The following is an 11,843-nucleotide window of genomic DNA, read 5'->3' as shown; positions in this document are numbered from 1 at the left end:
CCGAGTTCACCCTCGTCAAGCACAGGCGTGCCTCGGCCATCCGCGACCTGGGGGACCGGTTGAGCGTGGCCGAAGTGGGCGTGGGGCGTGGCACGAGCACCGGGATATTGCGCCTGACCCTGACCGGGCCCGATCGCGACGAGATCCGGCGCTCGCTGGATGCCGTGGCGGAGACCTTCCTCACCCAGAATGTCCGGCGCCAGTCGGCCGAGATCGAACAAAGCCTGGCGTTTCTCGAGGAGCAGGCCCCCGAGCTGCGTACGCAGCTCCGCGCGGCCGAGGACAGCCTCAACGAGTACCGCGCGGCCCAGCACAGCGTCGACCTGACCTCCGAGGCCCAGGCCGCCATCGAACAGTTCGTCGCGCTCGACAGCCAGCTCAACGAACTGGAGTTCCGGGAGGCCGATCTGGCGCAGCGCTACACGCCCAACCACCCCGCCTACCAGTCGCTGCTGCGCCAGAAGCGCCATCTCGAGGCCGAGCGCGCCGCCCTCAATGCGCGGGTCGACGACCTGCCTGAAGCGCAGCAGGAAGTGGTGCGGCGGACGCGCGACGTGGAGGTGACCCAGGCCATCTACGTCAACGTGCTCAACCGGATGCAGGAGCTGCAGGTGGCGCGTGCCGGCACCATCGGCAACGTGCGCATCATCGATGAGGCGGAGGTCGGCATCGCCCCGATCGAGCCCCGCAAGCCGCGGATCGTGATGCTCGCCACGCTGCTCGGCGGCATGCTGGCGATGAGTGGCGTGGTGGTGCGGGGGTTGCTCAACCGCGGGGTGGAGGTGCCCGAGCAGCTCGAGGAGGCCGGCCTGCCGGTCTATGCCACGGTGCCGCTCTCCGACGAGCAGAAGAAGCTGGTGAGGCGGGTCAAGCATCGCTGGGAGCGCCAGGCCCGCGAGGTGGTCAGCGACGTGCTGGCCGAGCGAGCGCCGACCGATATGGCCAGCGAGGCGCTGCGCGGCCTGCGCACCAGTCTGCATTTCGCCATGCTGGAAGGGCGTGACAACCGCCTGATGATCACCGGCCCGGGCCCGGGCATCGGCAAGAGCTTCATCGCCGTCAACCTCGGCGCGATCTGCGCTCAGGCGGGGCAGCGGGTGCTGCTGGTGGATGCCGACATGCGCAAGGGCCACCTGCACCATGCCTTCGGCGAGCGCAGCGACGGCGGGCTCTCCGAACTGCTGGGTGGCCGTCAGGGGCTCGACGAGGTGATCCGCCACAGTCGGATCGACGGCCTCGACTATGTCGGCCGGGGCATGGTGCCGCCCAACCCGTCGGAGCTCTTGATGACCGCGGGCTTCAGCCATTTCCTCGACGCGGTGGGCGAGCGTTACGACCTGGTGATCGTCGACACCCCGCCGGTGCTGGCGGTGACGGATGCCGCGGTGATCGGCGCGCAGTGCGGTACCACGCTGCTGGTGGCGCGCTTCCAGGTGAACCCGCTGCGGGAGGTGCAGCTGGCGGTCAGGCGGCTGGAGACGGCCGGGGTCACGGTGAAGGGGGCGATTCTCAATGCGATCGAACGTAAGGCCGTCACCCGATATGGCTATAGCTATGGCTATAGCTACTCTTGAACTGAAGCGTCGAAGGCACATATCTACATCCGAAATGAAGGCGGTCAGACAATGTTCTCAAGTCTAAAGGCTCTTTATGGACTCCTTACCGGTGAACAGCGCAAGCGACTCCTCCGGTTACAGCTATTGGTTGTGTTCATGGCCTTGGCTGAGGTGGCTGGAGTCGTGGCCATCGGTCCCTTTATGGCTCTGGTCGGTGACATGAGTCGTCTCGAAGGCGATGGTGCCGTGGCACGTCTTTATTCAATGATCGGCTTCGGCGACCCCGCTGACTTCCTGTTCTGGATGGGGGTGTCCGTTCTCGCAGCGCTGACCGTCGCTTCCTGTATCTCGATGTTTACTGTGTGGAGGCTCTCCATGTACGGCCAGCAGATAGGGGCCGAGCTCAGTACGCGTCTCTATCGGCATTACATGCAGCAGCCCTGGTTGTTCCATGCCGGAGGGAGCAGCGCACAGTTGACGAACAAGATTTCACAGGAGTGTCAGCGGATTACCGACAAGATCATTGCACCGTTGATGAAGATGAATGCCAGGGTCGTGATGGTCCTGTTTATGTCGATAGCCATCTTTGTCTACAATCCGGTTGTGGCATCAACAGGGGTCATCGTCTTTCTCTTTGTGTATCTCGTTTTGTATCGCACCGTACGTCGGAAGCTGGTGTCCAATGGCAAGGCAATCTCTCGTACCCAGCGTGAGCGGTTCAAACTGATGGCCGAAGGCTTCGGCGGAATCAAGGACGCACTGCTACTGGGGCGCCAGCCGGTATTCAACCAGCGTTTCGAAAAATGCAGCAGACGTTTCGGGCGAGCAAGAGGGACGACTAAGGCACTATCGGAGGTTCCTCGCTATGCCATGGAACTTGTCGCCTTCGGCTCGGTTGTTTTTCTAGTTCTATATTTTCTTTCAGCACACCAAGGTAACTTGGGGGATATCCTTCCTGTGCTGTCCGTTTTTGCTCTTTCGGGACTTAAGCTGTTGCCTGCCTTTCAACAGATCTATACTAGTGTTGCGACCATCAGAGGTAATTTGGCGGCTTTCGACAGCATACATGAGGACCTTTTTGACAGCCGTCACGCAGAGTATCAGGACCCACTGCCTGCATCGGCGGCGGGGTATGTGCAATTTCATCAGGCGATCGAGCTGCGCAATGTCGTGTTTCACTACCCTGGCAAGGAGGAGGCCGCATTGGATAAACTCTCATTAACAGTGCCGGCCAATCAGGTCATCGGTCTGGTAGGCGCCTCTGGGTCAGGTAAATCTACTGCTATTGATATTCTGTTGGCCCTGATAGAACCCGATAGTGGTGAGTTTCTGATAGATGGTGAACCATTCAATGAGGGGATGAAGCGTGCATGGCAGAACAGCTTGGGATTCGTTTCTCAATCTATTTTTCTGGCTGATGCCAGTATCCGGGAGAATATTGCCTTTGGGCTTCCGGATGAACAGACCGATGATGATCGTGTGCAGAGAGCCGCAAGTATGGCTCGCCTAGATGAGCTAATAAGTCAACTTCCCGATGGTCTGGAGACGCGTGTCGGAGAGCGTGGCATCCAGCTATCCGGAGGACAGCGCCAGCGCATTGGGATCGCCCGGGCGCTATATGATGACGCCGGGATCCTGATCCTTGATGAGGCTACTAGTGCCCTGGATGGCATCACCGAAAAGCTGGTGATGGACGCTATACATGACTTTTCCGGCAAGAAGACCATCATCATGATTGCTCACCGCCTTGCAACGGTAAGGAAGTGTGATTGCATTTATCTCATGGAAAACGGACGTGTGATAGATCATGGAAAGTATGATGAATTGGTCGAGAGGAACATTGTTTTTCAGCGCATGGCAATACATGCCTGAGACAAAACGAGCGACTTTCCAACAACGCTGGTGCGATTCAGTCCACGATTACTGTGGCCGGTTCGTCAATCTGGTAATCGCTTTCACGCTGCGAGAGATTAAACGATGAGTGCAAAGCGCGGGCTCGACCTCCTGGTGGCGGGTGTGGTTCTGCTGCTGCTGTTGCCGTTACAACTGGTGATAGCTCTGCTGGTTCGCTGGCAACTCGGCTCGCCGGTACTGTTCCGCCAGACCCGGCCTGGCCTGCACGGGCGTCCCTTTGAGATGCTGAAGTTCCGCAGCATGCGCGACGTCCGCGATGCGAGCGGTGAGCTCCTGCCCAACCATCGGAGGCTGACGCCCTTCGGCCATTGGCTGCGGGCCACCAGCTTGGACGAGCTTCCCGAGTTGTGGAACGTGTTCAAGGGCGACATGAGCCTGGTGGGTCCCCGTCCGCTGCTGATGGAGTACCTGTCGCTCTATACCCCCCGTCAGGCTCGGCGCCACGAGGTCAAGCCGGGGGTGACCGGCTGGGCCCAGGTCAACGGGCGCAACGCCATCACCTGGTCGAAGAAGTTCGAGTTGGACGTGTGGTACGTGGATCACCGCTCGCTGTGGCTGGACCTGCGCATTCTCGTGCTGACCCTGCGCAAGGTCCTGCGGCGCGAGGGCATCGCCCACGCCGGGGACGTCGCCATGCCGCGCTTCCGGGGCGGCTCCCATGAGTAACCCGGCGCGGCTGGCCATCCTGGGGGCGAGTGGCCACGGTAAGGTGGTGGCCGACATCGCCCTCCAGAGTGGCTGGGAGGAGGTCTGCTTCTACGACGACGCCTATCCCGGTCTCGACATGGTGGAGCAGTGGCCGGTGGCGGGAACCTTCGAGTCGTTGTTGCGCGACCTGGCCGGCTTCGACGGGGTGACGGTCGCCATCGGCAATAACCGCGTCCGCGACGAACGGCTGGAGACGTTGCTGGAGCATGGCGGGAACCTGGCGACCCTGATCCACCCCCGAGCCATCGTCAGTCCCTTCGCCACCGTGGCGCCCGGCTGCGTGGTGGTAGCCGGTGCCGTGATCAACGCCTACGCCTTGGTGGCCAGGGGGTGCATCATCAACACCGCGGCCACGGTGGGCCACGATTGCCGGTTGGCGTGCGGCGTGCATGTGGCATGCGGCGCCAACCTTGCCGGCGGTGTCTCGGTGGGGCGCTTCACCTGGGTGGGGGTGGGCGCCGCCGTTCGCCAGGGGATGTGTCTGGGCGAAGGCGTGATGATAGGGGCGAACGCCGCGGTGGTACGCGACGTGGAGGATGGTGCCACCATGGTGGGTGTGCCGGCACGGCCAATGCGGCGCAAGTCGTCCGTATGAAGCGCCTCGTTCCCGAGTAGACCGCGGATACCACCGAATCGATCGGTCCCGAACAGCCAGGCTACTACTGCTTTTCACCTGGATCAGGCATAAAGCCAGGTAACTGGCTTGAGTGCTTCGTCATTACGTGTCTGGAGGTGCGGCGATGAAGGCTATAATTGGGTGGGGATATTGTTTGCTCAAAACCGATTGGCGTGAAATATGGAGGTTGGCTCATGATGCTAAAGGGAATAATGGCTCTTCCAGGGTGAGCGTGCTGGCCGATCTTATGATGTCAACTCTATATTACAAGGTTTCGCCTTCCGAATATTTTTATTTTCGTTTCCCGGGGATGGGAAAGCAAGAAAGGTCTGGGTGGGCAGGGACGACGGCGATGTGGATGGCGCAAAGACGCTTCGTTCCTAAGGGCATCATTCCGACCTTTTCATCAAAGCAACGATTTCGGGAAAAGTTCGACCATTTGATGGCAGAGGATGCAGGAATTGTTGCCTGGCCCCATATTGACGATTCAATAGTTAAACGGTTGCTGGATCAAGGAGTCAGTAGCTGGTTCTTCAAGCCTGAAGACGGTCAATGCGGTACTGGAGGGTTCATCCTTGAGGTTGGCGGCCTAACCATCGATGCACTTCATGACAAGCTGGAAAAGAAGTTGGTGAGAGGCCGTAAGTACATCGTGGAGAGGACGCTCGTCAACCACGAGACATTGCGGGCCGTGAATCCATCATGTCTGAATACGGTACGTGTCGTGACTTACACGGATGGTGAGAACGTGGAGGTGCTATTTGCCAGGATCCGGTTCGGGAACGGTGAGGATGTCGATAACCTTGGTTCGGGCGGTTATGCGGCGGCAGTCGACTCGGCCACGGGAAAAGTGAGTGGTGAAGCCGTCAGCACGAGGTCCGGGGAGGCCGAATACTACGAGAGACACCCCCTCTCGGGGGGCCGATTCGACGGCATTGAAGTCCCCAATTGGGACAGGGTAATCGAATTGGCGAAGCGTGCGGCCCTGGTCGAGCCGAGGGCAAGCATCGTGGGTTGGGATCTTGCCGTAACGGATTCGGGAGTCTATCTCGTAGAAGGAAACCACAACTGGGGCAAGTTGTTGTGGCAGCTGCCGGTGAGGAAGGGGTTGAAATTCGACTTGGATAGATATTTGGATAAGGCCGGGCATGTCCGTTGAGCTAGCATAACCTACCCCTGAACTTGGTTTCCCTGGTAGACACCGTGGTAGCCATGCCGTGAATCCATGAGATTTTGGCTTGATGTTGAGAAGTCATTCCAGGAGCCCTGTTGCGAATGGATTTGACTGTTTGTGACAAGCTTATGTGGGGGCGGGGAAATGAAAGCTAAACGTTATCGATCCCTGGTAAGCATGATCAATGACCCGCAAAGGAAAGATTTTCTAAATATCATCATAGAATCTTTTCATTTTTCAATTATTGAAAAAGAGATGCCCTATTGTTACTTCACTAACCTTCTTTATAAAAAGGTAGGAGTGGCTATGAAAACCATATCGGGTTCAAGCGTATGCGTGGGGTGATAAATAACTTGTTTCGCAAGGAAGGAGGGGAAGATCATGTAAGGGCGGTCTCAATGACCAAGTGCAACACGTGACCCATCAGGTACGGTGTTGCCATGACTCACTTTTGCTATCGCCACCTCTCTGCTGAAGACCGAGCCACCATCATGATGATGCGAGCCACGCACTCGATCCGAGCCATCGCCACTCATCTGGGCCGGGCACCAAGTACCGTGTCGCCAGGACAGGACGCCGATACGCACCACTTCATCCCCACCATGGAGCGTGTGCGCCTGCCCAGCCCCATGGGGCGACCGCGCAAACGTTGCCAGCACATCTTGGCGGATAAAGGCTATGACAGCGACGATCTTCGCCGTTACTGCGACCGTCACCGAAGGAAGCCGATCATTGCTAAGCGAAAGATGCATCGAAAGCCGCGCCCCGGTGCCCCGAGGGGCTTTGACAAGCCTCGTTATCGAGTAAGGAACATCATCGAGCGCTGCTTCGGCTGGCTCAAAGAGCTGCGCCGGGTCTGCACTCGCTACGACAAGTTGGCCAGCAGCTTCAAGGCCATGGTATGCCTGGCGTGCATAGACCGCTGCCTGCGTGCGGACTTTTCAGACACAGCCTAATTTCGGTACTCAGGGGACTTTTAGCATCGGTCCTGACAAGTGATGGTGGGAGCGGGGGCCGCCGTGGTTACCGACATCGCCGATGGCCTCACCGTGGTCGGGGTGCCGGCTCGTCCTCTCAGCAGCAAGGCTGCCTCCTGTCGTGGCCAGCGCCTCGGGTCAATAGCGCGATCCCTTGACCAGTGACAGCGCCGCGGCCTTGAGCAAGGCTTCCGTCTCAGAGTCCGGTTGCGGCTCCAGGACTGACCGGGCTGGAGACGCGGGAGCCTTGACGGGGTGGTGACCGATTTCCTGCCAGATCAGATCGACGATAGGGCCCTGGGGGCGGTAGGCGGCAGGGGCCTCGACCAGCAGTTGACGAATGGTCTCGACATCCCCCCTCTCGGCGGCATTGCACAGATGTTTCAGCAGGGCCTCCAGGCGTGGCCACTCCCAACATGATTCCCGGGCACCGAGAATACGTGGATGCTCGGTCGGCGAGACATTATCACCGACCAACAGTTCCTCGAAGAGCTTCTCGCCGGGACGCAGGCCGGTGTACATGATCTCGATATCGCCTCGAGGGTTGGCTTCGTCCTTCACCTCCAGTCCCGAAAGTCGCACCATCTGACGGGCCAGTTCGGCGATCTGGACAGGACTACCCATGTCGAGCACGAACACTTCGCCGCCCTTGCCCATGGCGCCCGCCTGCAGCACCAGGGTGGCGGCTTCGGGAATGGTCATGAAATAGCGGGTGATGCTCTCGTCGGTCACGGTGATCGGGCCGCCCTGGGAGATCTGGCGGTGAAACAGCGGAATCACGGAGCCGGATGAGCCCAGCACGTTGCCGAAACGCACCATGCAGAAGCGCGTCCGTGACTGGGTTGACGAAAGCGCCTGGCAGACCAGTTCTGCCAGGCGCTTCGTCGTGCCCATCACATTGGTAGGACGCACCGCCTTGTCGGTGGATACCAGCACGAAGGTCTCGACACCGGCCGCCATGGCAGCACGGGCGGTTTCCAGGGTACCAAAGACGTTGTTGCGCACGCCCTCGATCACATTGTATTCCACCATCGGGACATGCTTGTACGCGGCGGCGTGATAGAGCGTCTGTACCCCGAAGGTGCGCATGATACTCTCCATCCGGCTGCGCTGCTGCACCGAGCCCAGCAATGCCTCTACCAGGTCCGGAAGCCCCTCCCCACGAGCGAGTTGCTTGAGCTCTGCCTCTATTCCATAGAGTGCATATTCACAGGCATCCAGCAGGATCAGCCGTTGGGGAGCCAGTCGAAGGATCTGGCGACAGAGTTCCGAGCCGATCGAACCGCCGGCTCCGGTGACCATCACCACCTTGCCCTGGATATTGGCATCCAGCAGGTCACGGCGCGGCGGAACCGGGTCACGGCCCAGTAGGTCCTCTACGGCGACATCCCGTATCTCGTTGAGCTGTGCATGCCCCTTGACGATGTCCTCGATGCCAGGGACCGTCTGGATCGGCACATTGAAGGAGGCCAGCGACGCCAGGATTTCACGGCGGCGAGTACGACTTATGCTCGGCATGGCCAGCAGGATCCTCTCGGCGTGCGTCTCTTCAATGACTTGGGGGAGGCGATCGGGGTGATACACCTTGATCCCCTCGACAATGGTGCCATTCATGCCACGCCAGTCATCGATGAATGCGACCGGCATGAACTCGCCCCTCTGTTTCAGCGAAGTCACGAGTTGTGACCCGGTGGTGCCCGCACCGTAGATCACCACTCGCGTCCTGTGGCTCATCGGGTCTCGACGGTAGAAGAGTCCGCGAAGCAAGAACCGTATGCCACCCGAAGCCAGCACGGCCAGCATCATATAGATCATCAGTATCGATACAGAAAGCGTGTCTCCTTCCAGCCTCGCCGTCACCCACAGTGTCAGGGCCGAGAACGCTACCCCCGTCGCCAGCGTCTGCAGCGCCCTGATTCCCATGTAGCGGATCAAGGCGCGATAGAAGCCCAGGCGATAAAATATGAAGAGGCTGATGGGTAACGCAACTAGTAGTATCTTCAGGTTCTGGACTTCGAATATTGGTGAGAGACTGTCCTGTTTCAGTACCAGTGCCACCAGAAAACTGGCTGACAGCAATAGCGCATCAGTACAAAGCTGGATCAGGCATTTGACTCGGCGAGACAAACGGAGTGCGCGCTGTAATAGCCAGCTCATTGTTCCAGCTCCTTTCTGTTACCCTGCTCCCCGGCGTGACGTATTATTGCCGTTGTGTGCGTAGCCTTTATTTCTTGTTTATGATTTTCAGTGACCTGAATTCAGTGTTCAATGAGGTGACGTGGAAATGAAAATAAACCGTACAGATATTGATGTTTGTTTCTTTCTGTAATTTACTATATCGTCAATGGAAGGAGGTCAACAAGGTGGATTTTCTGCCATGGGAACATGATGAAGATGGATGCTTGAGGCGTGATTTAACTGGCAGAGTGCTTACACATCAATCCTGATTCTCCTCGACGGGTTAACAGTAGGAACCTCATCGTGGTTTGTTGATGGCGTCATGAGGTGGAAGTGACTAAAGTCGATGTGGTCTGAAAAAAAGCATGTCATGAAATCCGCTCATCGCTCTCCAGGCGCCATCGGCAACCGGCTCTCTGCGGGAGGTCGACACGGTCAAGGTGATGCTGTCGACATTGCAGCGAAGCCCCGCTGCCCCATAAAGAGGCGCAGCGGGCCATTTTCTGTGCCATACTTACCTTAGCTTACGTTTCGTAACATTGTGCTTCAGAGTCGACCGGCAGCCTCTCCCCGATAGCAACCGAGATGGAGCTGCGTGTCTCGGGAAGGTGCCACACCCCACGACACCTCGTTCACCATCCCTGACCAGGACAATACGCCGATGTCCGATATTCACTCTCACAATCCGGCCAGCAACGAGATCGACCTTGGGAGACTCGTCGGCTTGCTTATCGATCATAAGTTGCTGATTCTGCTTATCACCTTCCTGTTCGCCGTCGGCGGAGCCGGCTACGCTCTCCTCGCTACGCCCATCTACCGGGGGGATGCCCTGGTGCAGGTGGAGCGTCGTGCCACGGTCAACCCCCTCGAGGACGTGGCCGCCGGCATGCTGGGGGAGGATCGTGAGAGCAGCACCGCGGCGGAGGTGCAGATCCTGCAGTCGCGTCTGGTCTTGGGACAGGTGGTGGTACGTAACGAGCTGGATCGCCGGGTCGAGTCCAGAAAGTTGCCATTGATAGGCGACTTCGTGCTTCGTCATGGCATCGAGCGTCCCGGTTTGATGGATGGACGTCCAGAAATCTGGGGTGGCGAGTGGCTCGAGCTGGGCCGCCTGGAGGTCGCCGATCACCTGCGGGGCACCCCGCTGCGCGTCGTGGCCGGGGAGGGCGGTCGCTACATCCTCAGTCTGGACGGCGAGACTCCCCACGCGCTCGGCGAGGCCCGGGTCGGCGAGCTGGCCCGTTTCGCCGAGGGTGACATCGAGCTGCGCGTGGCCGCCCTCAAGGCCCCCGCGGGGGCCGAGTTCACCCTCGTCAAGCACAGGCGTGCCTCGGCCATCCGCGACCTGGGGGACCGGTTGAGCGTGGCCGAAGTGGGCGTGGGGCGTGGCACGAGCACCGGGATATTGCGCCTGACCCTGACCGGGCCCGATCGCGACGAGATCCGGCGCTCGCTGGATGCCGTGGCGGAGACCTTCCTCACCCAGAATGTCCGGCGCCAGTCGGCCGAGATCGAACAAAGCCTGGCGTTTCTCGAGGAGCAGGCCCCCGAGCTGCGTACGCAGCTCCGCGCGGCCGAGGACAGCCTCAACGAGTACCGCGCGGCCCAGCACAGCGTCGACCTGACCTCCGAGGCCCAGGCCGCCATCGAACAGTTCGTCGCGCTCGACAGCCAGCTCAACGAACTGGAGTTCCGGGAGGCCGATCTGGCGCAGCGCTACACGCCCAACCACCCCGCCTACCAGTCGCTGCTGCGCCAGAAGCGCCATCTCGAGGCCGAGCGCGCCGCCCTCAATGCGCGGGTCGACGACCTGCCTGAAGCGCAGCAGGAAGTGGTGCGGCGGACGCGCGACGTGGAGGTGACCCAGGCCATCTACGTCAACGTGCTCAACCGGATGCAGGAGCTGCAGGTGGCGCGTGCCGGCACCATCGGCAACGTGCGCATCATCGATGAGGCGGAGGTCGGCATCGCCCCGATCGAGCCCCGCAAGCCGCGGATCGTGATGCTCGCCACGCTGCTCGGCGGCATGCTGGCGATGAGTGGCGTGGTGGTGCGGGGGTTGCTCAACCGCGGGGTGGAGGTGCCCGAGCAGCTCGAGGAGGCCGGCCTGCCGGTCTATGCCACGGTGCCGCTCTCCGACGAGCAGAAGAAGCTGGTGAGGCGGGTCAAGCATCGCTGGGAGCGCCAGGCCCGCGAGGTGGTCAGCGACGTGCTGGCCGAGCGAGCGCCGACCGATATGGCCAGCGAGGCGCTGCGCGGCCTGCGCACCAGTCTGCATTTCGCCATGCTGGAAGGGCGTGACAACCGCCTGATGATCACCGGCCCGGGCCCGGGCATCGGCAAGAGCTTCATCGCCGTCAACCTCGGCGCGATCTGCGCTCAGGCGGGGCAGCGGGTGCTGCTGGTGGATGCCGACATGCGCAAGGGCCACCTGCACCATGCCTTCGGCGAGCGCAGCGACGGCGGGCTCTCCGAACTGCTGGGTGGCCGTCAGGGGCTCGACGAGGTGATCCGCCACAGTCGGATCGACGGCCTCGACTATGTCGGCCGGGGCATGGTGCCGCCCAACCCGTCGGAGCTCTTGATGACCGCGGGCTTCAGCCATTTCCTCGACGCGGTGGGCGAGCGTTACGACCTGGTGATCGTCGACACCCCGCCGGTGCTGGCGGTGACGGATGCCGCGGTGATCGGCGCGCAGTGCGGTACCACGCTGCTGGTGG

Annotated in this window: 7 protein-coding genes and 2 pseudogenes; 8 read left to right on the top strand and 1 reads right to left on the bottom strand. The window is 60.3% G+C overall.

The window, feature by feature from the left end; genetic code table 11:
* The 7 genes and pseudogenes from QLQ85_RS14775 to QLQ85_RS14745 form a co-directional block, all read left to right on the top strand.
* Positions 1 to 1,574 (top strand): polysaccharide biosynthesis tyrosine autokinase (locus QLQ85_RS14775; RefSeq protein WP_282739698.1); only part of this gene is annotated, 1,574 nt, incomplete at its 5' end.
* A gap of 138 nt (positions 1,575 to 1,712) precedes the next feature.
* Positions 1,713 to 3,428, top strand: a complete 1,716-nt coding sequence (locus tag QLQ85_RS14770; RefSeq protein WP_282739697.1) for an ABC transporter ATP-binding protein — start codon at positions 1,713 to 1,715, stop codon at positions 3,426 to 3,428.
* A gap of 105 nt (positions 3,429 to 3,533) precedes the next feature.
* Entirely contained in the window at positions 3,534 to 4,136 is a 603-nt protein-coding gene (locus QLQ85_RS14765; RefSeq protein ID WP_282739696.1) for a sugar transferase, read from the top strand.
* Positions 4,129 to 4,773 carry an acetyltransferase gene (locus QLQ85_RS14760; protein ID WP_282739695.1) on the top strand — a complete coding sequence of 215 codons (645 nt, stop codon included), beginning with the start codon at positions 4,129 to 4,131 and terminating at the stop codon, positions 4,771 to 4,773. Before QLQ85_RS14765 ends, QLQ85_RS14760 begins: the two co-directional genes overlap by 8 nt.
* Before the next feature lie 145 nt (positions 4,774 to 4,918).
* Positions 4,919 to 5,953: a sugar-transfer associated ATP-grasp domain-containing protein gene (locus QLQ85_RS14755; protein ID WP_282739694.1), complete on the top strand. Its 1,035-nt coding sequence runs from the start codon at positions 4,919 to 4,921 to the stop codon at positions 5,951 to 5,953.
* Between the two features lie 455 nt (positions 5,954 to 6,408).
* Positions 6,409 to 6,531, top strand: a pseudogene (locus tag QLQ85_RS14750) (helix-turn-helix domain-containing protein); the annotation flags it as partial.
* Positions 6,526 to 6,924, top strand: a pseudogene (locus QLQ85_RS14745) (transposase); the annotation flags it as partial. The pseudogenes QLQ85_RS14750 and QLQ85_RS14745, both read left to right, overlap by 6 nt.
* A gap of 159 nt (positions 6,925 to 7,083) precedes the next feature.
* Here the strand turns inward: QLQ85_RS14745 and QLQ85_RS14740 are convergent.
* Entirely contained in the window at positions 7,084 to 9,102 is a 2,019-nt protein-coding gene (locus QLQ85_RS14740; RefSeq protein ID WP_282739693.1) for a nucleoside-diphosphate sugar epimerase/dehydratase, read from the bottom strand.
* 763 nt (positions 9,103 to 9,865) lie between these two features.
* On the opposite strand from QLQ85_RS14740, the gene QLQ85_RS14735 reads away from it, so the two are divergent.
* Positions 9,866 to 11,843: polysaccharide biosynthesis tyrosine autokinase (locus tag QLQ85_RS14735; protein WP_282739692.1), on the top strand; the 1,978-nt coding region annotated here is incomplete at its 3' end.

Source organism: Halomonas kalidii (assembly GCF_030010475.1).
Classification (GTDB): domain Bacteria; phylum Pseudomonadota; class Gammaproteobacteria; order Pseudomonadales; family Halomonadaceae; genus Halomonas; species Halomonas heilongjiangensis.
The sequence above is the reverse complement of the archived record's forward strand: the minus strand, read 5'-3'. Positions and strand labels throughout refer to the sequence as shown.